Annotated in this window: 15 protein-coding genes; 12 read left to right on the top strand and 3 right to left on the bottom strand. The window is 68.0% G+C overall.

Going from position 1 to position 24431, the window contains the following annotated elements; translation table 11 throughout:
- Positions 1-248 precede the first annotated feature (248 nt).
- The 9 genes from ACWDGI_RS38970 to ACWDGI_RS38930 all read left to right on the top strand — a co-directional run bounded on the left by ACWDGI_RS38970 (position 249) and on the right by ACWDGI_RS38930 (position 10740).
- On the top strand, positions 249-1424 hold the full coding sequence (locus tag ACWDGI_RS38970; RefSeq protein ID WP_450767466.1) for an aromatic ring-hydroxylating oxygenase subunit alpha: 1176 nt from the start codon (positions 249-251) through the stop codon (positions 1422-1424).
- A 152-nt stretch (positions 1425-1576) separates the two neighbouring features.
- Positions 1577-2701: a polyamine ABC transporter substrate-binding protein gene (locus tag ACWDGI_RS38965; RefSeq protein WP_450767464.1), complete on the top strand. Its 1125-nt coding sequence runs from the start codon at positions 1577-1579 to the stop codon at positions 2699-2701.
- Between the two features lie 3 nt (positions 2702-2704).
- Positions 2705-3601 (top strand): ABC transporter permease, encoded by an 897-nt coding sequence (locus tag ACWDGI_RS38960; RefSeq protein WP_450767462.1) that lies wholly within the window; start codon positions 2705-2707, stop codon positions 3599-3601.
- A complete protein-coding gene (locus ACWDGI_RS38955) occupies positions 3598-4488 on the top strand; it encodes an ABC transporter permease (RefSeq protein ID WP_450767460.1) in 891 nt (296 codons plus the stop codon). The genes ACWDGI_RS38960 and ACWDGI_RS38955 overlap by 4 nt, the downstream gene beginning before the upstream one ends.
- Before the next feature lie 2 nt (positions 4489-4490).
- The gene (locus tag ACWDGI_RS38950) at positions 4491-5561 is read left to right on the top strand and encodes an ABC transporter ATP-binding protein (RefSeq protein ID WP_450767458.1); all 1071 of its coding nucleotides are present in this window, start codon (positions 4491-4493) and stop codon (positions 5559-5561) included.
- Between the two features lie 30 nt (positions 5562-5591).
- A complete protein-coding gene (locus ACWDGI_RS38945; RefSeq protein ID WP_450767456.1) occupies positions 5592-6911 on the top strand; it encodes a flavin monoamine oxidase family protein in 1320 nt (439 codons plus the stop codon).
- Entirely contained in the window at positions 6904-8337 is a 1434-nt protein-coding gene (locus tag ACWDGI_RS38940; RefSeq protein ID WP_450767454.1) for an aminobutyraldehyde dehydrogenase, read from the top strand. Before ACWDGI_RS38945 ends, ACWDGI_RS38940 begins: the two co-directional genes overlap by 8 nt.
- Positions 8338-9052: 715 nt before the next feature.
- On the top strand, positions 9053-10282 hold the full coding sequence (locus ACWDGI_RS38935) for an IS256 family transposase (protein ID WP_450767452.1): 1230 nt from the start codon (positions 9053-9055) through the stop codon (positions 10280-10282).
- A 305-nt stretch (positions 10283-10587) separates the two neighbouring features.
- The gene (locus tag ACWDGI_RS38930) at positions 10588-10740 is read left to right on the top strand and encodes a hypothetical protein (RefSeq protein WP_450767450.1); all 153 of its coding nucleotides are present in this window, start codon (positions 10588-10590) and stop codon (positions 10738-10740) included.
- Between the two features lie 497 nt (positions 10741-11237).
- Here ACWDGI_RS38930 and ACWDGI_RS38925 read toward each other — a convergent pair whose 3' ends face one another.
- Together ACWDGI_RS38925 and ACWDGI_RS38920 are read right to left on the bottom strand one after the other, a co-directional pair.
- Complete coding sequence (locus tag ACWDGI_RS38925; RefSeq protein WP_450767448.1) at positions 11238-11819, bottom strand: hypothetical protein; 582 nt, start codon at positions 11817-11819, stop codon at positions 11238-11240.
- A gap of 85 nt (positions 11820-11904) precedes the next feature.
- Complete coding sequence (locus tag ACWDGI_RS38920) at positions 11905-12726, bottom strand: NucA/NucB deoxyribonuclease domain-containing protein (RefSeq protein ID WP_450767446.1); 822 nt, start codon at positions 12724-12726, stop codon at positions 11905-11907.
- A 369-nt stretch (positions 12727-13095) separates the two neighbouring features.
- Here ACWDGI_RS38920 and ACWDGI_RS38915 point away from each other — a divergent pair, with 369 nt between their 5' ends.
- The 3 genes from ACWDGI_RS38915 to ACWDGI_RS38905 all read left to right on the top strand — a co-directional run bounded on the left by ACWDGI_RS38915 (position 13096) and on the right by ACWDGI_RS38905 (position 23994).
- Positions 13096-16734, top strand: coding sequence for a LamG-like jellyroll fold domain-containing protein (locus ACWDGI_RS38915; RefSeq protein WP_450767611.1), 3639 nt, complete (start codon positions 13096-13098; stop codon positions 16732-16734).
- A 162-nt stretch (positions 16735-16896) separates the two neighbouring features.
- A complete protein-coding gene (locus ACWDGI_RS38910; protein WP_450767444.1) occupies positions 16897-23412 on the top strand; it encodes an RHS repeat-associated core domain-containing protein in 6516 nt (2171 codons plus the stop codon).
- Between the two features lie 75 nt (positions 23413-23487).
- Entirely contained in the window at positions 23488-23994 is a 507-nt protein-coding gene (locus ACWDGI_RS38905; RefSeq protein ID WP_450767442.1) for a hypothetical protein, read from the top strand.
- A gap of 228 nt (positions 23995-24222) precedes the next feature.
- On the opposite strand, the gene ACWDGI_RS38900 is transcribed toward ACWDGI_RS38905, so the two are convergent.
- A complete protein-coding gene (locus tag ACWDGI_RS38900) occupies positions 24223-24405 on the bottom strand; it encodes a hypothetical protein (RefSeq protein WP_450767440.1) in 183 nt (60 codons plus the stop codon).
- Positions 24406-24431 lie beyond the last annotated feature (26 nt).

The raw sequence follows: 24431 nt of genomic DNA, 5'->3' as shown, positions 1-24431 counted from the left end.
CGGGCTGCGCGGATCGGTGGTCCGCGGGCGGCCGGGACGACCCACCTTGCGGGGTCGGCTCGTCCGCCTGCAGCGAGACTAACTAACTAATTAGTCAGTCCACAAGCCTTGACTTGCCACCGCGCCGGTCCCAGTCTGACTAACCAATTAGTCAGCCGGATCCCGCGGACCCCCATGGGGAACCCGCGGCCCACCCGGTCACAGCCTCACCGCCCATCGCCGCCCCGCGCGGCGCGGAGGAGGACTTCATGAACCCCTCGACCACCCGGACGGCCACCGCGCCGCCCGGTCCGCCGAGCGAGACCCCCGATCACCCCGGCGAGGCCCTGCCCGCCCGCTACTACACGGATCCGGCCGTCGCGGCCGCGGAGACCGAACGCGTCTTCGCCAAGTCCTGGCAGCTCGTCTGCCACGAGTCCGACCTCCCCGGCCCGGGCGCCCGGCTGACGGCCACCGCCGCCGGCCGGGAGGTCCTGGTCGTGCGCACCGAGGACGGCGGCCTCGCCGCCCACCTCAACGTCTGCCGCCACCGCGGAACCCGCCTGGTCACCGCCCCGGAGCCGGAGGGCAAGGCGATCCGCTGCCCGTACCACGGCTGGACCTACAAACTCGACGGACGCCTCGTCGGCGCCCCCGAGGCGCGCCGGATCCCCTGCCTGGACAAGCCGCGGCTCGGACTGCACCCGGTCAACGTGGAGTCCTTCCTCGGCTTCGTCTTCGTCAACCTCGACCTGGAGGCGACCCCGCTCGCCGAGTCCTGCGCCGGGCTCGCCGAGGCCGTCGGCCACTACGCCGGCCCCGGCCTCACCCCCGTCGGCAAGCACCGCATCCACGACTCCGGCGGCGGCGAGCACCAGAACGCCAACTGGAAGGTGATCGTCGACAACTATCTGGAGGGCTACCACGTCCCCGTCGCGCACCCCGCGCTGATGCGGCTCCTGGACTACCAGGGGTACACCGTGGACGTACAGGAGAACTACGTCCTGTTCGAGTCACCGCTGCGGGACAAGCCCTCCTCCAACTGGACGGAACGCCTCTACCAGCGGCTGGCCACCCCGATGCCGGGGCTGACCGAGGCCGACCGGCGGGTCTGGCGTTACGCAGTGATCTATCCGAACACGCTCATCGACTTCTACCCTGACCACGTGCTCGCGTGGACCGCCCTGCCGACCGCCCAGGACCGGGCGGCGATCCCCGGCGCGTTCTACACCAGGCGCGGGGAAAGCCTGCGCACCAGGATCGCGCGGCGGCTGAACATCCACATCGGCTGGGTGACGAACGACGAGGACGCCGAACTGGTCGAGCGTGTGCAGGCGGGCCTGTCCACGCCCGGCTTCGAGCCCGGCCCGCTCTCGCAGCGCGAGGCCGCCGTCGGCTGGTTCGCCCGCCGCATCCGCCGTGACCTGGACGGGGACGCCGAGTGACGGCCCGCCGCCAGGGCTTACGCCGCTCCCGCTGACGCACGTCCGTACCTTTTCCAGACCGGTCTTCACTACGGAGTCACAGGGCCTCCGTGAGCCGACCAGCCGGTCCCGCCCTGGACTGCCGTGCCGTTCCTCGACGGAGAGGACGCTCCATGTCCCCCGAGGTACCACCCTCGACCCGACGCGCCCTGCTCAGGGCGGGCGCAGGCGGCCTGCTCGGCGCCGCGGTCGCGGGCTGCGGGTTCATGCCCGCGAAGACCCCCGACGCCAAGGACCTGGCCCCGCCCCGCGCCCGCGTCGACGGCGATCTCGTCTACTTCAACTGGGCCGACTACGTCGACCCGTCCGTGTTCAAGGGCTTCGAGAAGGAGTACGGCGTCAAGGTCGTCCAGTCGAACTTCGACTCGATGGAAGGCATGGTCGCCAAACTCAACGCGGGCAACCTCTACGACATCATCTTCCCCAGCGCCAAATGGGCCCAGCGCCTCGCCCGCGGGGGCCGGCTGCGGCGGATCGACCACACGCAGCTCACCCGCGCCAAGGACGTGTTCGGCGCCCACACCTACTTCGCCGACCCCTGGTACGACCCCGGCTCCGCGCACACCGTCCCCTTCACCGCCTACAAGACCGGCATCGGCTGGCGGCGCGACCGGATCGGCGAGCTGACCGGATCCTGGAAGGACCTGTGGAGCGACCGGGCCAGGGGCAAGGTCTTCCTGCTGGACGACCGTGACGAGGTCCTCGGCATGGGAGCCCTGGAACTCGGCCTCGACGTCAGCACCGGCGACCTGGGCGACCTCGACCGCATCACCGGGCTGCTGGGCACCCTGCGCCCACGGCTGCGCGGCTTCTCCAGCGACAGCTACAACAACCTGCTCAACGGGAACGCCGTCATGACCCAGGCCTGGAGCGGCGACATGGCCGCCATGCTCAACCAGGCCAAGGACCCCTCCGTGTTCGGCTTCCAGGCGCCCAAGGAGGGGACACCGATCAACTCCGACTGCTACGCCATCCCCTGGAACGCCCCGCACCCCGGCACCGCGATGCTGTTCATCGACTACATGCTCCGGCCGGAGAACGTGAAGAAGAACATCGAGTACATCGGCTACCCCATGCCGGTGGCCGGCTCCGAGAAGGTCTACGCCGAACTCGTCAAACCCTTCCCCGAGTGCCTCGTCACCGAGGCCGACCTCGAGGCCGACCTGTTCTTCCGCAACGGGAGCCACGCGGCCGAGGACGCGCGCGACACCGCCTGGACCCATGTGAAGGCGGGCTGAGACATGACACCGATGCGTCACCCCTCGCGCCCCCGCCGCGGCCCGGACGCCACCGGCACCCGCATGTGGACCTGGTTCATGCTCCCCGGCACCCTCTGGATGACCGGGTTCCTGATCGCCTCCCTGGTGCTGGTCGCCGTCCTCACCGTCGGCACCACCGACGAACTCGGCAACCCCCGCTTCGGGTTCGACCTCTCCAGCATCCGCGCCCTGGCCGACCCCGCCTACACCGAGGTACTGGCACGCTCCCTCGGGTACGCCCTGCTGACCTGCGTGATCTGCCTACTGATCGCCTACCCGGTGGCGTACACCATCGCCCTGCACGGCGGCCGCTGGAAACACGCGCTCATCGCCGCGATCGTCGTGCCGTTCTTCGCCAACTATCTCGTCCGCATGTACGGCTGGTCGGTGGTCCTGTCCGACGACGGACCGCTGCTGCGGGCCCTGCGCGCCGTGGGACTGGCCGACGGCGACACGAAGATCCTCAACACCGGCGTCGGCGTGATCGCGGGACTCGTCTACGGATTCGTCGTCTTCATGATCATCCCGCTGTACGCGGCCCTGGAGCGGCTCGACGTCTCCCTCGTCGAGGCCGGCCGCGACCTCTACGGTGGCCCCGTGCGGACCTTCCTCCACGTCACCCTGCCCGCCACCCGGCAGGGCGCGGCGGCCGGACTGGTCCTCGTCTTCCTGCCCGCCATGGGCGACTTCGTCAGCGCGCAACTGATGGGCGGACCCGACCAGATCATGATCGGCAACCTCATCCAGGACAAGTTCTTCCAGGGCCAGAACTGGCCGCTCGGATCCGCGCTCACCATGCTGCTCATGCTCGTCCTGCTGGTCGGGATGCTCGGCTACCTCAGGCGCACCCGCAAGGACGAGGCGGAGGCCCGCCGATGACCCAGCTCAGCCCGCCCGCCACCACCGCGTCCCCCGCACCCGACCGGCCCGCCGCACGCACCCGCACCCGGCGCGGCCGCGCCGGCCGCAAGCCCCGCGTCCTCGTCGCCGTCACCGCGCTCTTCTTCGCGCTGCTCTACCTGCCCATCGCCGTGGTGACGCTGTTCTCCTTCAACTCCCAGAAGTCCCTCACCGTCTTCAGCGGGTTCAGCCTGCGCTGGTACCGCGCCTTCGCCCACGACGACGTCCTGATCTCCTCGCTGGGCACGAGCCTGCGCATCTCCCTGGTGGCGACGGCCGGCTCGATCGTCCTCGGCGTCGCCCTGGCCCTCGGACTGGTCCGAAGCCGCACCCGGCTCGGCTCATTGGCCGGCCTGATCATGCTCGTACCGCTGATCACCCCCGAGATCGTCACCGGCGTCGCGTCGATGCTCCTGTTCAAGGGCCTGGGCGTGACCCTGTCCACCGGCACGGTGATGGTCTCGGAGATCACCTTCTCCATCTCCTACGTCACCGTGATCCTCCGCTCCCGGGTCGCGGCCCTGAACCCCGAGGTGGAGGAGGCCGCGATGGACCTCGGGGCCACCCGCTGGCAGGCGGTCCGCCTGGTCACCCTGCCCGCCCTGCTGCCCGCGGTGCTCGCCAGCGCCGTACTGATCTTCGCGCTCGTCTTCGACGACTTCGTCCTCGCCTACTTCACCACCGGCGTCAACCCCCAGCCGCTGTCGGTGCGGATCTACTCGGCGATCCGCTTCGGGGTGCAGCCCACCATCAACGCCGTCGGCACGCTGATGCTCGCCGGATCCATCGGCCTGATCGCCCTGGCCCTCTTCATTCCGCGCCTGTTCGGCCGCCGCGGCGGCCTCGACATCCTCTCCGGGAGCTGACCATGGACGAGACCCACGCCGTCCGCCTCACCGGCGTCTCCAAGCGGTTCGCGGACACCTACGCCGTCCGCGACCTGAACCTCGACATCGAGGCCGGCCTCTTCTTCTCCCTGCTCGGCCCCTCCGGCTGCGGCAAGACCACCTCACTGCGCATGATCGGCGGCTTCACCGATCCCACGGAAGGATCGGTGCTGCTCGCGGGCGAAGACGTGACCGCGCTGCCGCCGAACAAGCGCAACGTCAACACCGTCTTCCAGAGCTACGCCCTGTTCGACCACCTCAGCATCGCCGACAACGTCGCCTTCGGCCTCAAGCGCAAGGGCGTCGAGAAGGGGGAAATCTGGCGCCGCGTCGGCGAGATGCTGGAACTGGTCCAGCTCGACGGCTTCGCCGGGCGCAAGCCCCGCACCCTCTCCGGCGGCCAGCGCCAGCGCGTCGCCCTCGCCCGCGCCCTGGTCAACCGGCCGGCCGTCCTCCTGCTCGACGAACCGCTCGCGGCCCTCGACCTGAAGCTGCGCCGCCAGATGCAGGTGGAGCTCAAGCAGATCCAGCGCGAGGTCGGCATCACCTTCGTCTTCGTCACCCACGACCAGGACGAGGCACTGACCATGTCGGACCGGATCTGTGTCATGAACGAGGGCCGCGTCGAGCAGTGCGGCACCCCCGAGGACGTGTACGAGCATCCCGCCAGCCGCTTCGTCGCCTCCTTCATGGGCACCTCCAACCTGATGACCGGCACCTACCGCGGCGGCGAGGTCACCCTCGACCAGGGACCCGCCCTGCCCGTCGGCCCCCGAGCCGCCATCGCCGACGGCACCTCGGTCAGTGTCTCCCTACGCCCCGAGAAGGTCTGGCTGTCCGACTTCGAACCGGGCATGTCGGTGCTGCGCGGAGTCATCCGCGACACCGTCTACAGCGGCCCCACCACCACCTATCTGATCGAACTCGCGCCTGGCGTCACCCTGTCCGTGCTGGAGCAGAACACAGCGCGCGCCCGCATGGAGGACCGCTGGAGCGGCGGCGAGACGGTCGAGTTCGGCTGGCGGCCCGAGCACTGCCTCGTCCTCGCCTGACCGCCCCCACCCGATCTGAAAGCGAAACCGATGCATCACGACGTGATCGTTCTCGGTGCCGGGCTGGCCGGGCTCGCCGCCGCCCGGGACCTGGCCGCCGCCGGCACCGACGTACTCGTCCTGGAGGCCAGGGACCGGGTCGGCGGCCGGGTCGAACAGGCCCGCCTCCCCGACGGCCGTACCGTCCAGCTCGGCGGGGAGGTCGTCGGCCGCGCCCACACCTCCTACCTCGACCTCGCCGCGGAACTGGGACTGAAGCTGGTGCCCAGCTACGTGGCCGAGCCCGGCCGGATGGTCCGCGCCACGCCGGAGGGCAGCTCCGCCGGTGCACCGCCGCACTGGTTCGGCGACGGCGACGCGGCCCTCCACGCCCGGCTCGGCGCCGAGTTCACCGCCCTGGCCGCCACCGTCGACCCCGGCGACCCCTGGTCCCACCCGGACGCGGCCGCCCTGGACCGGCTGTCCGTGGGCGCCTGGCTGCGCTCCCGGCACGCCACCCCCGCCGTCGTCCGCCTGTGGGAGATCGGCCAGCTGGCCCTCGCCGGAGGCTCCTACGAGCGGATCTCCCTGCTGGCCGCACTGCGCAAGAGCGCCGTCGTCCCCGCGTCCGGCCCGGGCGACTACGACTACGACGACTGGGAAGGGCTGCGGCTCGCCGAGGGCTCGGCGACCCTGGCCGAGGTGATGGGCCGCGATCTCGGCCCGCGCGTCCGCCTCGGCTCACCGGTCGCCGCCCTCGACATATGCCCCGGCCGCTGCACCGTCCGCCTCGTCACCGGCGAGGTCCTCACCGCCGGGGCCGTCGTGAGCGCCCTGCCCGTGGGACCGCTGCGGTCCGTCGCCGTCAGCGGCGTGAGCGAGGCGCGCCTCGCCTCCCTGCACCGGCAACGGCAGGCGCCGGCGGCCAAGTTCGCCGCCGTCTACGACCGTCCCTTCTGGCGCGCGGACGATCTGAACGGCCTCTCCGAGTCCGAGGGCGTCCTCGGCAGCACCTGGCCCCAGAACGAAGGCGTCCTGTCCGCACTGGTCCCGCCGGAGCGCTACGGCGTCCTGCTGGGCACCCCGCCCCAGCTGCGCACCCCCGAACTGCTCGCCGAGATCGCCGGCCTGTACGGCGACGAGGCCCGCCGACCGCTCGCCTGCTACCTGCGGCTGTGGGGCAGCGACCCCTGGACACAGGGCTACGTCACCCAGTGGCCGCCGGGCGAGGTGATGGCCGTGGGGCCTTCGCACGGCACCCACGAACCCCCGTTCTACGTCTGCGGATCCGACCAGTGGGTCGCCGGATACATGGAAGGCGCCGTCCGCACCGGCCGCGCCGCAGCGAAGGAGGCACTGCTCCGTGGCTGACAACGCCCGCCCGGCAACCGTCCTCAACCACATCGGCGGCAAGGAGACCCCCGCCGCATCGGGCGCCACCCTGCGCCTGATCGACCCGACCACCGGACGCCTCCACGGCACTGCTCCGCTCTCCGGCACCGACGACGTCGACGACGCCTGCCGCGCGGCCGAGAACGCCCAGCACGTGTGGTCGGCCACCACCCCGCAGCAGCGCCAGGGCGCGCTGCTGCGCATCGCCGACGCGCTGGAGCGGCACGCCGACGCAGTGGCGAGCGCCGAGGTCGCCGACACCGGCAAACCCCGTGCCCTCTTCCTCGCCGACGAACTGCCCGCGATCGCCGACGTGCTGCGCTACTTCGCTGGCGCCGCGCGCAACCTGCCGGGCGCCGCGGCCGCCGAGTACACCCCCGGCCGCACCTCCGTGCTGCGCCGGGAACCCATCGGCGTCTGCGCGCAGATCACCCCATGGAACTACCCGCTGATGATGGCCGTGTGGAAGATCGCCCCCGCGCTTGCCGCCGGCAACACCGTCGTCCTCAAACCGTCCGACAGCACGCCCTCCTCCGCCACGCTCCTGGCCCGGCTGGCCGCCGAGCACCTGCCGCCCGGTGTGCTCAACGTCGTCTGCGGCGACCGTGACACCGGCCGCCTGCTGGTCGCCCATCCCGCCGTGCGGCTCGTCGCCCTCACCGGGAGTGTCCGCGCCGGACAGCAGATCGCCGCGGCCGCGGCCGCCGACCTCAAACGGCTCCACCTGGAGCTCGGCGGCAACGCGCCCGTGCTGATCCACGAGGACGCCGACCTGGACGACGCCGTAGGACAGCTGTCGTCGCTGGCTTTCTACAACGCGGGCCAGGACTGCACCGCCGCCACCAGGGTCCTGGTCCACCACCGGATCCACGACGCCTTCCTGGATGCCTTCGCCGAACGGGCCGCCCAGCAGGTCCCCGGCGGCCCCGACGACCCGGACGCCGACTTCGGCCCGCTCAACAACGCGGCCCAGCTCGCCTCCGTACGCCGTCTGCTGGAGACCCTGCCCGACCATGCCGAGGTCGTCACGGGAGGCGTGCAGCTGGACCGGCCCGGGTACTTCCACCAGGCCACGGTGGTCGCGGGGGTGCGCCAGGACGACGAGATCGTGCAGAGCGAGGTGTTCGGTCCGGTCGTGACGGTCCAGCCGTTCACCGACGAGTCCGAGGCCTTCGAACTGGCCAACGCCGTACCGCAGGGACTCGCCGCCAGCGTCTGGACACGCGATCACGACCGGGCCATGCGCGCGAGCCGCGCCCTGCGCACCGGGATCGTCTGGGTCAACACCCACGGCACCACGGTGTCGGAGATGCCGCACGGAGGCGTACGGCACTCCGGTCACGGCAGCGATCTGTCGCTCTCCGGACTGCTCGACTACACGCAGGTCAAGCACGTCATGCTGTGACGGGCCGCCCTCGCCCGTCGTCACCGACCGGTTCGCGTGGCGCCGCCTGCTTTTGCCGGCGGTGTCCAGCAGCTCGCCTAGGGTGAGCGTCACGCTTGCCACGACGCGGGCCCAGCGCGGTCCGCCGCGCGCAGCCCAGAAGACACAGATACATCCGCCCACGACGAGTGCCAGCACACCGAGCAGCAGTACAACGACCATTTCCCTCACCTCTGCGCTCGTGTGGTCCCGCTGATCGTCCCGGGTTCGCGATCAAGATGAGTTCCGCGCGGTGCCGGCCCCGGTCGGCGCGCAAGAGGCCATGATCGGCTTTTGGCGGCCGAGGCCTCCCCCACTGATCCGCTGGCCGATGCAAGCACTCGCTTTGACATCGTGACCTGGCGCCGGGCACCACGCGGCGTAGTGCGCTGGGCGAAGATATGCTGGCGCACCGAACAGGACCACCGCGGCGGTGTGACCACCAGTTCTCTTTCTCCGGCGTACCTGGAAACGGCTTCCGCGGTGCCGTCGGTTCGCCGTTGTTCTGAACCGCCTACCGGTACACCGAGGATGGCGCGCCGAGCCTCACCGCACTGCCGATGTCGAGCAGGCCGTGGGAGTGTAAATCTAACGGCGGATCCGACGATCATGGGAGAGACGTCAAGTGACTGACACCGCCGTGGAGTTGGAGACCGTGGAGCCTGTCGAGAGTGCCCAGCCTGGGCAGCCTGCGCCCATGTCCGATGAGCAGCTGGTCGCGATGCTGGTGGAGCGGGCCCGGTCGGAGGGACTGCAGCTGACCGGGCAGGGTGGGTTGCTGCAGCAGCTGACCAAGCGGGTCTTGGAATCTGCCCTGGAAGGTGAGATCACTGATCACCTCGGCTATGAGAAGCACGATGCCGGCGGCCGGGGCAGCGGCAACTCCCGCAACGGGAGCCGGGCCAAGACCGTGCTGACCGACGTCGGGCCGGTCGAGGTCAAGGTCCCGCGGGACACCTCGGGCACGTTCGAGCCGCAGATCGTCAGGAAGCGGCAGCGGAGGCTGACCGGAGTCGACGAGATGGTGCTGTCGCTCTCGGCGAAGTGCCTCACCCATGGGGAGATCGCGGCTCACCTGGCCGAGGTCTACGGGGCGGAGGTGTCCAAGCAGACCATCTCCACCATCACCGACAAGGTCATGGACGGCATGGCCGAATGGCAGAGTCGTCCTCTCGACCGCGTTTACCCCGTTTTGTTCGTTGATGCCATCAACGTCAAGATCAGGGACGGGCAGGTCGCGAACCGTCCGATCTACGTGGTGATGGCGGTGACCGTGGACGGCACCCGGGACATCCTCGGCATCTGGGCCGGCGACGGCGGCGAGGGCGCGAAGTACTGGCTGCACGTGTTCACCGAGCTGAAGAACCGCGGCCTGGACGACGTGCTGATGCTGGTCTGCGACGGACTCAAGGGTCTGCCCGAGGCCGTGGAGGTCGTCTGGCCTCGCACGATTGTCCAGACGTGTGTGGTCCACCTGCTGCGGAATTCGTTCCGATACGCCGCCCGCCAGGACTGGGACAAGGTCGCCAAGGCTCTCAAGCCCGTCTACACCGCACCCGGCGAGGACGACGCCACGGAGCGGTTCCTGCAGTTCCAGGAGGCGTGGGGGAAGAAGTATCCGGCGATCGTGAAGCTGTGGTCGGACGCCTGGGCCGAGTTCGTGCCCTTCCTCTCCTTCGACGTCGAGATCCGCAAGGTCATCTGCAGCACCAACGCGATCGAGAGCGTCAACGCCCTTATCCGCAGGGCCGTCCGTGCCCGCGGGCACTTCCCCAACGAGGCCGCCGCCCTCAAGTGCATCTACATGGCGCTGATGAGCCTGGACCCGACCGGGAAGGGCCGCAAGCGGTGGACCATGCGCTGGAAAGCACCCCTGAACGCGTTCCAGATCGCCTTCGAAGGCCGCCTGAGCCCGAGCAACAACTGACCATCAACAAACAAGATCAGCCGTTAAATTGACACACTCGCACCGGAACGCCACGCCCCCATGGGCTATAGTTGATCTTGAGCTGGTCACCGAACTCCGGTCGATCATCTGCGCGTTGGTGGTCCAAGGAAAGACGCCCCGCTTCCTGCGGGGAAATGCAGGTGCAAGGCCTGCCCGGCGCTCGATCACAGGGGCCGCCGTCCGCACACTGCGGACGGCCCCTGTGTAGTCGGTGCAGTCATCGCCCAGCCGCAGACGACAACGCACTGACACCCGGCGCGCCCCGGCCGCAGGATGCCGGATGGATGGCCACCCTCGCCGCCGCCCGCCAGCTCCACGCCCGCGAGGGCCACCTCCAGGCACCCCGCCAGCACGCTGTGATCACCGCAGGCAACAACGGTGACGGCGAGCAGACGGCCGTGAAGCTCGGGGCCTGGCTCGACAACACCCGCCGTTGAGCCGCCACGCTGAGCGAAGAGCGACGCAACGCACTCAGCGCCCTCGGCATGCGCTGGTAGGACAGCCCAGACAGGATCGGTCAACATTCGGTGGAGTCTCCGGTCGACCTCTCGTCACCGTCCTGCGCACGGTGGTGGTCGTCGCCTACCTCGAGGTCTAGCTGCGGCGTCTCAGGACGCCGGGCACCTGTTCACAGGCCGGCAGCGCTCAGGCGGCGGAACCTTCAGGAAGGTCGGCAGCGCCGTCGAGTGGGCTTTTGACGAGCCTGTCGGGAGGTGGCGGAACGTGGACGCTACTTCCGAAGACTGACCCGGCGCAGCAAAAGGGCGCTCGCCGAGCGCCTTGCCGCCTGTCCCGACCAGCCCATCACGTCACGGCGCCCACTGAACACAGAGGGCTGGGGCCGCCGCCAGGAAGGCGCTGGGCCCATACGTCTCGGGGCCGTCCTCGCGCGGGCCGGCCCGGGACGGCACGCCCCCTGGCTCCAGCCTTGGTCTTACTCCGTGTGCGTCGGGCAGGTGAGGGTGTAGTCGTCCTGGGCCAGGGCCTGGTCTGCGGCGTAGTCGGCGCGTGCCTGCCGGTCTTGCTTGGTGATGTCCGGGTGGACCGGGGGTGTGGGGGGTGCGGGCCAGAGCTGGACCAGGTGGTGTTCCCCGTGGTCGCCGATGCCGGGTTCGGGGTCGTCGGTGTGGCAATACAGGCGCATGCGCACCCAGTCGCCGCCGTCCGGGGCGGGCGGTAGCTGAAGGGGCGGTTTCTCGTCGGGCCACGCGTCCGTGATGTCGCCGGACTCCAGGGTCGCGAGGTGGAGGTCGGAGAGGTAGGCGTGCAGGCTGAGTTCTTCGGCCGGCTCCCACTCGCCGCCGGTCTCCGGGGCCGGTGGGGCGTCGTGGATCTGGATGGTGATCTGGAGGGGGCCGGTGTCGGTGGTGGTCAGTACGACGGCATTGGCGTCGGTGGCCGGGCCGCAGCGCCAGCCGAAGGGCATCTCGGCGGGGTACTCGTAGTCGTCGGTGAAACCGATGAGGTAGCCGTTTTCACCGAGCTCGACGGTGAACGAGGACGCACGAACCAGCATGAGAGGGGCCTCCTGGGACAGGCACGGTGCCCCCTGGTGAAGCGGGAAGAGGCACCCTGTCTGGCTTGGCGGGAGGGTAACGAGGCTAGGCGATCACGTAGAACGGGTCGCCCTCCATGACGTGCGTCTGGCCGCGCCACGCGGTGATACGTCCGCTCTGGGACTTGTTCTCCTGGACCTTGACCCAGGTGATCTCCCGCTGGCTGGCCGGAAGGTGCGTGCCGCCTTCCTTCGCGGAGGCGAAGGGGTACTCGTCGCACGAGGTGCGGCCGGCGCGCCGCATGTCCGCCGGAGCGGTGCGCGGGCACACCGCGGTCCTGTTGATGTTCTCCTGCGTCTTGTTGATCATCCAGTGCAGGGGCTTCCCGCCGTTCGGGTCACCGTAGTGCCCGCCGCGGGAGCGCAGTTTGCGTATGCCCTCGTCGATGCGGGCCAGGCCGACCATGCTCACCCCGGTGGGGACTTCGGGGATCGCGCACCCGGAGCGGTTGGTGCGGCTGCTGCCGTAGTAGTTGTCGCAGCGGTAGACGGCCGAGCCGTAGGAGACCCCGCCGGGGCTGTAGCCGGGCTTGGTGAACGTGTAGGTGTAGGTGGTCTTCGCCTTGGCGAGGATCTTCTTCGGGGCGACGGTCGTCTTGTAGGCGACGCTGCCGCCGGCGGCGCTGTCCAGGGTGTGGCCCTGTGGGAAGGACACGGACGCCCCGGTGCCGCTCCCGGACTTGGCGGCCACGCCGACGGCGACGCATTTGCCCTGGCCGGTGGTGGTCGCCTTGGAGACGGTGAACTTCTCGCTCCAGTTCGCGGAGCTGGGCTTCAGCGTCATCTGGTGCTTGACGTTGAAGTCGGCCGTGCCCTCGATGACCGGCGCCCCGTCGATGACCTTGACCACGTCGACGTGGGTGGTCACCCACTCACACTTCCGATGTGAAGGCCGCGAGGGTGCGTGGGCGGCGAGATTTCCCCAGGTCGAGGCGTCGGGCCGTGCAGGCTTCGCCTCCGTACGGCCAACCTTCATTCATCTCTAATTGGCCTGCAGTTTGTGGGAAGTTTCTCATGGTCCGCTTTTTACGGAGCCTTTAAATGCTCTTTTTCTAATTCTTGTCCAATTAAAAACTTCGCCTGTGATGTGGATCACTCTTGATACTTTGCGGGTGTGCGTGGCTACTATCCGCGACGTATCTGTGGATCTTCTGCGGGGGCGTGGGGCGGGGCTGTGAAATCACAGGCGGGTAAGTGGAGATCTCTTACGGGAGGGCTGTGGGTGCGGCGGTTGGCCGTGTCCCTGGCCGCGTGGCCATTGCTGTTCGGCGGGGCCGCGGTGGCGAACGTGACCACCGCGGTGGCGGCGCACGCTGACGGGGGCGTTGAGCCGGCGCCGTTGGAGCAGGCGAAGGCGTCGGGGGACCCGGTCGAGATTGTGGACCAGCGTACGGAGTACACGCAGACTTTCGCGAATCCTGATGGCACCTACACCCTGAAGCAGGCGACCGCGCCGCAGCGGGCGAAGGACGATGCCGGCACCTGGCACGACATCGACACCACACTCGTGCACAGGGCCGACGGTTCGATCGGCCCCCGGTACGCGGCGGCCGATGAGTCGTTCTCCGCCGGGGGAACGCAGGCCATGGTTCGCCTGGGGAAGGATCAGCGGTCGCTGTCGGTGCGCTGGCCGGGCGAACTTCCCGCGCCGTCGCTGGACGGTGCGACCGCCACCTACTCCGAGGTTTTTCCCGGGGTCGACCTGCAGCTGACCGCGGTGTCTGACGGATACCGCGAGGTACTGGTGGTCAAGTCGGCCGAGGCCGCGCAGCAGCAGTCTCTGGAGCAGTTGCGCTTCGGCGTCGAGGGCGACGGGGTGTCTGTCATCCCCGGGGCCGGGGGCGGGCTGCGTGCGGTCGACGCTGACGACAACGCTGTCTTCACCGGGCCGGCGGGACAGATGTGGGACTCCGCCGGCAGCGGCGGCGGAACTCAGACACAGACACTCAACACAGCGGCACGGACGGCCGGCGCGGCCTCCGCCACGGCCGATCCGGATACCGATACCCAGGAGCCGTTCGAGCCGGGGGACGGCGACACGACTGCAGCCCTGCCCGTGCAGGTCGATGACGGCAGCATCACGGTCACCCCCGACCTGAACCTGCTGCGGGGCGATCAGACCGTGTACCCCGTGCGGATCGACCCGGCGGTGGGGCTTTCGCGGGCGGAGCGGACGGTCCTGTCCTCCGACGGCGACACGTTCTACGGGTTCTCCGGCGACTACGGGGTCGGGCGCTGTGCCAGCGCGGACGGCTACCCGTGCGGTGACGACTACGTGAACCGCATGTACTTCGAGTTCAGCCCCAGCGCCCTGGCTGGCAAGCACGTTCTGCACGCCACGTTCCGTGCGCATGAGACCTGGTCGTTCAACTGCGACGCCAAGGCCGTGGACCTGGAGCGCACCAGCAACATCACTGAGGGAACGGGATGGTCTGACCCGAAAAACATCGCGTTGATCGACTCCAAGACGGTGTCGGCGGGGCGGGGCGACAACTGCAGTCCTCCTCAGCCGGATGCCTGGGTGGAGTTCAACGGCAGTCTGACGAAGCAGGTGCAGGATTTCGCCGACGGAAAGTTCGGCCGGCTCACTTTGATGCTGCGCGCGGGAGATGAGGGTGACACGCGCGCGTGGAAGCGGTTCGACGACAATGCCGAGATCTCGGTGGACTACGTGCCGAACCCCGGTGTGCCGATCAACGTCGGTGTCATTCCCGGTGTGGCCGGGGCGAACGCGCACGGCTACTGCAACCCGGTGGGCTCCCCGCTGGCTGTCACGGTCGACCAGCCGACGGTGCGGGCACGGGTGGAGACCCAGGTGCAGCCCGGCACCAATGACAGCAAGGGCCAGCTGAAGGCCAACTACCGCATTGCCCGCCTTCTGGCGGACGGAAGCTGGGAAGAGATCTGGGCCGAGGACAACGACGGCGGCTATTTCACGGACGGCAAACTGCTCGACAAGCAGACCACGAAACGCACGGACGGCACCACCTACCGATACCGGGCCCGTACCCAGTCGCACTGGTCCTACAACGGTGACAGCGGCGACCTCTACTCCTCGTTCTCCTCATGGTGCTACTTCACGATCGACTCCACCGCGCCGAAGGAACCGACGATCGCACCGAAGGATCCCAAGAACGGGTCTCCCTACGTGGAGTGCGTGACGGACCCGTGCACCCCCAAGGGAGGCCCGGGCACGGCCGGCTCGTTCATCTTCGGGCAAAACAGCGCGGACACAGACATCAGCAAGTACCAGTGGACGCTGTCCGGACCGAGCGGTCAGGAAGGCAAGGCGCACACCGTCACGGCGAACTCCACCGACCACAGCGCGGAGGCGGACGACGTCACCCCGTCCCTCGGCGGCACATACCACCTGACGGTATGGGCCATCGACGTCCGTAACCGAACGGGTTCACCCAAGACCTTCGACTTCCAGGTGAGCCTGCCGCCCGGACCGGTAGGCCGCTGGCACTTCGACGACGGCGCCCCCGGCTCTGGTGTGACCACGGCTAAGGACAGCTCGGCAGATGATCCGACTCATGACCCGTCGGCGGCCACACACGATCTGACGATGCACGACGGGGCCGGCTTCTCGACCATGGCACGGCGTGGCGAGGAAGACACGTCGCTGTGGCTGGACAGCAGCGACCCTGGTCTGCAGCAGGCCTATGCGGCTTCCGCTGAACCGGTCGTGAATACGGCGCACTCGTTCACGGTCTCGGCCTGGGTGTATCTCACGGACGCGTCGACCAGCCGGATGATCCTCACGGAGCCCGGTGCACAGGCGCAGGCCTTCGCGCTCTACTACTCCTCATCCACCAAGTCGTATGTCTTCCACTACACGGCCACAGACTCGGCCACCCCGGTCCTCGTCAAGTCCGTGGCAACGACCACCGACCCGCCCCTGCGGGTATGGACCCACCTGGCCGGCGTATACAAGATCGGTGCCGACGCCAACGGCGACACCATCCAGCTGTTCGTCAACGGCCGCCCGCAGGGGGATCCGGTCAACCTGTCCCAGGCCGCGCCCAGTTACAAGCGCTGGGAGGCCTCGCAGGGTCTGCAGGTGGGCCGGTCGATCGTACGGGGCGCAGCAGGCCAGTACTTCCGGGGCCGCATCGACGAAGTCGCCGCCTGGCAGGACGCCCTGAGCCCGGAGAGGATCGCCCAAGAGGCACAGGCGACCGAGCAGGACCTGCCGGCGACGGAACTGGTGGCCGACTGGAACGCTGAGAACTCCTCCGGCACCACGGTCGGTGAATCCTCGCCGTACCCCATCGGCGCCATGGCACTGTCCGGCGGAGCCAGGATCGACGACGAGTCGAGCACTCTGGTCCTGAACGGCACTGGGGCCTACGCCTCGGTCGCCGGCCCGGCCATCGACGAGGCCGGCTCGTTCACGGTCTCCGCGCAGGCCCAGTTCGATCCGGCGGTGCTCAATACCAAGCCCAACGGTTACGAGGCCTATCTCGCCGGACAGGCAGGAACCGGGGGAGTGTCCTGGGCTTTGGCCGTGCAGAAGATCGACCAGGACGTCTATGTCTGGAAGTTCCTGCGCACCACGCCGTCCGGAACCACGGTGACCACGGCCGACGTGACCGACGTGACCGAACTTGCCGATCCCACCTCGTCGGTGATCCTCACCGGCGTGTTCGACGCCCAGGACCAGGGCGGCCGCATGCACCTGTATGTGGGAACGACGCCGGTCGACGACGGCCCCGAGAACGCTGTCACCAGCCCGCAGCAGGGCACCGGCAGCCTCTCCATGGGCGGCACCACATCCACCGGCTACTTCGCCGGCCACTTGAGCCGGCTCCGGATCTGGGTCGGTGCGATGACCGCCGACGAGGTGCGTGACCGTGTGATCCCCAGCGACTGACCCCACCCCGGTGGGCGGGAGCGACCGCCGTCCCGCCCACCAGGGGCTGACGCGAACGAACCGGCAGCCGATCGGCTGCATGCCTGCACTCGCCGGCCGTGCCCGAGCACGGTTCCCCGACTCCCGCCCCTCAACAAGGGGCGTTCGTATGGAGCTTTGGACATGAGACCCATGCTGCCGTTCCGCCCCCGCACCCCCAGACGTAGGAGCAGCGGGCCCTGGCTTGCCCGGACCGCCGTCACCGCTGCCTTCGTCCTGCTGCCGGGACTGCTCAGCCCCCTCAATGCCCTGGCACAGGGTGTACAGCCGCTAGGCCGTCCCGATGCCCCTAAGAAGGTGTCGGTCAAGACGGTTCCGCTGAAGCCGAAGCAGACCGCCGCCACCCGCGCTGTCGCCCGGCAGGCTGCAGACAACGCGAAGGCCGCGGCGCGAGCCCGGCGAGAGCAGGACACCAAGGTGGTGTGGCCGAGGGCAGCCACCGCCACCCTCAGCAGCTCAACCACGGCGGCAGCGCACGCGAGGGCCGGTTCCCTGCCTATATCCCTGACCGCCTCCACCGCGAAGAAAGCAGTGCGGACGGCGAAGGTGCGGGTGCTCAGCCGCGCACAGACGCAGGCCCTCGGCATCAAGGGCGTCGCCCTGGCCGTCACCGCACCCCGTACCGGTGGGACGGCTGACCTCGGCATCGACTACTCCTCATTCGCTGCGGCCTACGGCGGAGACTGGGCCGGACGCCTGCAGGCGCTGCGTCTGCCGGACTGCGCCCTCACCCACCCCGGCAAGACCGCATGCCGCAGCGCGAAGACCCTTCCCTACACCAACGACCGCGACGGACAGACTCTCCGGACCCGTCTCACCTTCACCGCCACGTCTGCCCAGGCCGCCGGGCAGACCATGCTGGTGGCCCTCGCTGCGGGGGCCAAGTCGGGCGGCGGCGACTTCAAGGCCACTCCGCTGTCCGCCTCCTCCACGTGGGACGCTGGTGGCTCTTCCGGCACGTTCACCTGGAACTATCCGCTCAAGGCCCCGCCCGCCGCGGCAGGGCCGGCCCCCGACCTCGCCATCTCCTACGACTCCGGCAGCGTGGACGGCCGCACCGCCAACACCAACAATCAGGGCAGCCAGATCGGCGAGGGCTTCGATCTGACCTCCTCCTACGTCGAGCGCAAGTACGCCTCCTGCGACGACGACGGTGAAACCGGCAAGTACGACCAGTGCTGGAAGTACGACAACGCCTCGCTCGTCCTCAACGGCAAGGCCACCGAACTCGTCAAGAACGACAGCGACGGAACGTGGCACCTGAAGGACGACGACGCCTCCATCGTCACGCACTCCACCGGCGCCGACAACGGCGACGACGGCGACAGCGACATCGACGGCAAGGGAGAGTACTGGACCGTCATCACCAGCGACGGCACCAAGTACGTCTTCGGTCTCAACAAGCTCACCGGCGCTGACACCGAACGCACCAACAGCGTCTGGACCACTCCCGTCTTCGGCAACAACAAGGGAGAGCCCGGCTTCAGCAGCGGCGCCTCTCTCAGCGGGCGCGCCAAGACCCAGGCCTGGCGGTGGAACCTGGACTACGTCGAGGACACCCACCACAACGCCATGTCCTACTGGTACACCGCCGAGACCAACAACTACGACACCCTCGGCGACGACAGCACCGGCACCCAGTACACCCGCGGCGGCTACCTCAACAAGATCCTCTACGGTCAGCGCGCCGGCGCCCTGTTCTCCGGCAGCCCGGCCGCGTCAGACAAGATCTCGTTCACGTATTCCGAGCGGTGCATCCGTGACGACGACGGATGCGACTCTCTGACCGCATCCACCAGCCCTCACTGGCCGGACGTGCCCTTCGACGCGATCTGCGCCGACGGCGACAAGTGCACGGGCAACGTTGGACCTACGTTCTTCACCCGCAAGCGGCTCACCGGCATCACCACCTACGCGTGGAACGCGGCCCTCACCCCGAGTGCCGACTTCCAGGCCGTGGACTCATGGAAGCTGACCCAGGCGTATCAGGAGGCCGGCGAGAGCGGTGACTCCGCCGACCAGTCGCTGTGGCTTCAGTCCATCCAGCACACCGGCGAACATGGCACTGCGCTCTCCACCCCGGCGATCACGTTTGTCAACGAATTCCTCAACAACCGGGTCGACGCGAGCGACGACAACATCCTGCCACTGGCCAAGCCCCGGCTGACCGGCATCACCACTGAGACCGGCGCCGTCATTTCCGTGAACTACGCCGAACCCGACTGCGTCGCCGGCGAGAACATGCCCCGCCCGGACCAGAACACCCGCACCTGCTACCCGGTGCTGTGGCGACCCAACGGCGGGGACGTCGAGCCGACCCTGGACTGGTTCCAGAAGTACCCGGTCACCACCGTCAGTACCAGCGACCCGACCGGCGCCTCCGGGGTCATCGCCGATACCTACCAGTACTCCGGCGGCGGTGCCTGGCACTACGACGACGACCCCCTAACGCCCGAAAACCAGCGCACCTGGTCCATCTGGCGCGGCTTCGCGAAGGTCACCCACCTCACCGGCCCCAGCGACAGCACCCAGACCAAGACCGTCACCGTCTACATGCGCGGCATGAACGGCGACCGCCTCCTGGAGTCCGACGGCAAGACCCTAGACCCCGACGCCCGCCGCAGCGCCCAGAGCACCGGCATCAAGGCAAGCGCCCTCACCGACGCCGACCAGTACGCCGGCTTCACCCGCGAGACCGTCACCTACGACGGCGCATCCGAAGTCTCCGGCACCATCAACGACCCCTGGTCGAAGCGGACCGCCACCCAGCACAAGTCCTACGCCGACACCGAGGCGTACTTCGTCCGCACCGCCGCTACCCACACCCGCACCAACGTCACCAGCTCCGGCACACCCGTCGACCGCACCCGGACGACCGTCACGACCTTCGACGACTACGGCATGCCGCAAACGCTGGAGGACGACGGCAACGACGCCGTCTCCGGCGACGAGACCTGCACCCGGACCTGGTACGCCCGCAACACCACCGCAGGCCTGACCAAACTGATCTCACGGATCCGCATCACGGCCAAGCCCTGCGCGACCGCGGACAGCCAGCTCAACCTGCCTGCCGACTCCACCAAGGCAGGCGACGTCATCAGCGACACTGCCACCACCTACGACGCCACCACCGCCTGGACCGCCACCCAAAGCCCCACCAAGGGCGAACCGCAGTGGACCGGACGGGCCGCCGGATACGACAGCAGCGACCAGCCGACTTGGCAGAAGACCAGCACAACCACCTACGACACCCTGGGCCGGCCGCTGATCGTCAGCGACACCAACGGCGACCAGAAGAGCAAGACCACCTACACCCCGATCGCAACCGGACCCCTCACCGCCACCGCGGTCGCCGACGCAAAGAACTACACCACCAACAGCATCATCGACTTCACGACCGGCGCCGCCACCAAGGTCACCGACCCCAACTCCAAAATCACCGAGACCACCTACGACAGCCTCGGCCGCCTGACCCAGGTCTGGCTCCCCAACCGGCTCCGCCTGCTCGGCGCCACCCCCAACTACACCTACGCCTACAACCTGTCCAAGGCCTCGGCGTCCTGGGTCTCCACCAGCACCCTCACCCCGACCGCCTCCGGCTACACCACCTCCTACACCCTCTACGACTCGCTGCTGCGCGCCAGAGAGACGCAGTCCCCGTCCACCTCCGGCGGGCGCATCGTCGCCCTGACCCAGTACGACACCCGCGGCCTGGTGAAAACCACGCTCTCGGACATCTGGGACGCGAACAACGCCCCCTCCAACTCGCCGGCCACCGTCGAGGGCGGCCAGGCACCCATGCAGGTGGACACCACCTACGACGGCGCCGGCCGCTCCATCTCGGCCGAGACCAAGGTCAAGGGCGCCCACAAATGGACGACCACCACGGTCTACCAGGGTGACCGCGTCATCCAGACCGCCCCCACGGGCGGCCAGGCCACCTCGACACTGACCAACGCACTGGGCCAGACCACCGAGACCCGAGAGTACGCCGCCCCGCAGGCCACCGGCTCCTACAACCACACCCGCTACACCTACACGCCGGCCGGGCAACAGGAAACCATCACCGCACACGACACCAGCGCCTGGTCCTACACCTACGACCTGTTCGGACGGCAGCTCACCCTCACCGACCCCGACAAGGGCACCACGACCACCCACTACAACACCCTCGACCAGACCGACTGGACCCAGGACGCCGAGAACCGAAAGCTCCTGTACAAGTACGACATCCTGGGCCGCAAGACCGACCAGTGGCAGACCGACACCACCGACGCCAACAAGCTCGCCCACTGGGACTACGACCAGATCGCCAAGGGCCAGCCGGACACCGCCACCCGCTACACCAACGGAGCCACCGGCGACGCCTACGTCCAGAAGACCACGAAGTTCGACGGACTCTACAACCCGACGACCACCTCGCTGACCCTCCCGGCAACGGACGCCTTCGCCCAGGCCGGCGTAGGCGGCATAAGCCGGACGCTGACGTTCGACACGACCTACAACGCTGCCAACCTCCCCTCATCCATCGGTGAGCCGGCCGTTGCCGGGCTCCCGTCGGAGGGCATCACCCCGGCCTACGACACCCTCGGCAACATCAAGACCCTCACGGGCAAAACCGGCTACCTCCTGGGCACGGCCTACTCCGAGCTCGGTGATCTGACGACGCTCACGCTGGGCACCGACTCCACCAGCTCAGCCCCCAAGGCATACCTCAACTACGCCTACGAGACCGGCACTCGCCGCCCCAAGAGGGCTTACATCACAGACGACACCCACGGCTACATGCCGCAGGACCTCACCTACACCCAGGACGACGCCGGCAACGTCACCTCCATCAGCGACGCAGCCACCCTCGGCGGCACCGGCAAGACCGACAACCAGTGCTTCACCTACGACGGGAACCGCCGCCTGACCGAAGCCTGGACCCCGCAGACCACCGACTGCACAACCACCGGCCTCACCACCGCCAGCCTCGGCGGTGCCGCCCCCTACTGGACCTCCTACACCTACACCCCGGCCGGCCAGCGCGACACCGAAATCCAGCACCTCACCACCGGCAACCAGAGCACCGATTACACCTACGGCACCGCCATCGGCCAGCCGCACCCCCTCAACAACACCACCGGCGCCAAGAGCGCCACCTACACGTACGACAAGACCGGCAACACCATCCACCGCCCCGGCGCCACCGGCACCCAGACCCTCGCCTGGAACAGCGAAGACCAGCTCGCCAGTACCACCGAGGGCGCCAAGAAGACCAACTACCTTTACGACGCCGACGGCAACCTCCTCATCCGCAGCGCCACCGGAGACGGTGAAAGCGTCCTCTACCTCGGCGACACCGAAGTCCACCTCACCGTCAAGGGCACCACCAAGACCCTGACCGGCCTGCGCTACTACACTGCCGGCGCCCAGACCATCGCCGTCCGCGCGGCGACCTCCGGATCGAGCACCACCCAACTCACCTTCCTGGCCCACGACCCGCACGGCACCGCATCCGTCGCCCTCGACTCCACCACCTGGGCCGTTACCAAGCGCTACACCACCCCCTTCGGCGCCTCCCGCGACACCACCACGGTCACCTGGCCCGACGACAAGGGCTTCCTCGGCAAACCCACCGACACCTCGACAGGCCTCACTCACCTCGGCGCCCGCGAATACGACCCGGCCATCGGCCAATTCATCAGCGTCGACCCCCTACTCAGCCTGGACCAGCACCAATCCCTCAACGGCTACAGCTACGCGAACAACAACCCCGTCACCGCCAGCGACCCCGACGGAAAGGGTGCCTGCCTCCAGGACGGCCCTTGTGGCGGAATCAAGTCGATCGAGGAAATCGCCAAAAAGCAGAAGGCCAAGTACCCGGAGCAGTACGACGGGATCGACGACACAACCGGCCAGCCCATCGGTGATTCGACAACCTCGAACGACAATGGAGACGGCGGCTTCACCGGCTGGCTCTCGGGCGCAGTAGACACGTTCGTCAACTACGGCAGCTCCATCTTCACTCAGCCTGAAATCTGGTGGGGTGCGGCTGAAACCGGCGGAAGCCTGGCCGTGATGGGCATTAGCACTCAAGCTGCGGAGTATGGTGCCGGTCTTTGCCTCAGCGGAGTTGGCTGCTTTGCTGGCGCCCCAATCGCTGCCGCCGGTGTGGCCGGGATAGGCGCGAGCGCCTACGGTGTGAAGGACGGCATCGGGCGCATTGACGACGGATTGGGTAAGGCCCTCAATAAGGCTAGTGAGGAAAGCGCGACCGGAGGAAGTAAGGCACCAGATCCCGGTTCGCAGAATCCGGACATCACCTGGAAGACGGATGACTATGATGGCTGGCAGCACGTTCTAGACCGGCATCGCATTGGCGGTGAACTGTACGACCCGAGAACCAAGGGTGCATTTATCGGGAAGGGTCGGAAGGTGCAGCAATGGATACAACAGGTCGTGAAAAATAACCCGGCGCAGTCGAATGGGGATCGTGACGGTTATGTCTACGAAGGTAGAGTGAACGCGGGTCCGGACGGCGTCGGTATTCTCAGTGAAATGCAAAGTCGCGGGCTGGCGACCAACAGGGCCTACGGTATTAAGGTAGTGCTCAATAATGACGGCAGCCTGAGAACGGCCCATCCGATCCCTTAGCTACCCGTCTCCTTCGCTGTGATCAGCCGCCCGAACCAGTCCAGGGGTGGGCGGCTGGTGAATTTAGTCAAAATTATGACGCTGGAGTACTGGAGAATCATGTTGAATATTAGTTTCGAGCCACGCTCGGTGAGGGAACCGAAGTCGAAGCAGCTTGACAGGCTTGCGGTGGCCAGCGAGATGGACTTGCGCTATGAATACTTCGAGACAGATGTGAGTCTGACTGTTAAAGAGTTTGGAACCGAGGAATTCCCGGGTACTCCGCTTCTGGATTTCGCTTTCTCCTTGCTCTCTGCGGCTCAGGATGTCCGAAATGGGGGCACGGGGCGTGTTACCTTCACTGAAAGCGATGTAATCATTCAATTCCAGCCAGCAGATCGAGTCGTCACGGTGATGCGATCGTGGGACGAGGTGCCTGGAAAATGCGAAATCGGCGAGTTTATTTCCTGTGTTATTAAATTCTGTAGCGACGCCTTGGAGTATATTGTGCGAAGCTATCCGGAATTCCAAGAGAATCCCGCTCGCGTGAAACTGGGTGGAGTAATTGCCGAGCTAAAGGATGTTGCAGAACGCAGCGAGTAGGCGCCCTGGCCTAACCTTTTTACGCCCGACCGAGGGCCCCGACGCGGCGGGTCTGCTTCTTCGACTACCTGTGATGCCGGAGCCCGGGAATCCGGCGAGCACGACGACCAGGATCTGCCGGGGGCGATGCCGACCGGCCGCCGTCGCTCGCCGGGGGACGCTGGCCTGCCGGTGTACACCGGCAGGCCCACACCGGCCCAGAACCCCGCGGGCCTCCCGGGGCGTTGATCAGGTGCGTATGGTTTCGGAGTAGGTGGTGAGGAACCGTTCGCCGGTGAGCTTGTGGTGCGCGAGCTGTTCCTGCACGGCCTGTTCGTCAGCCCAGCAGTCCGGGCTGCTAGCGAGTGCGGCCGCGTAGCTCGTGACGGCCTCCTTCAGTTTCTCGAACAGGTCCGGGGTGACGACGCGCATGCCGGGCACCGCGGTGGCCTTGGTGT

The sequence above is a fragment of the Streptomyces sp. NPDC001220 genome (assembly GCF_053597895.1).
Note: the sequence above shows the minus strand (reverse complement) of the source record. Positions and strands in the feature narration are given on the sequence as shown.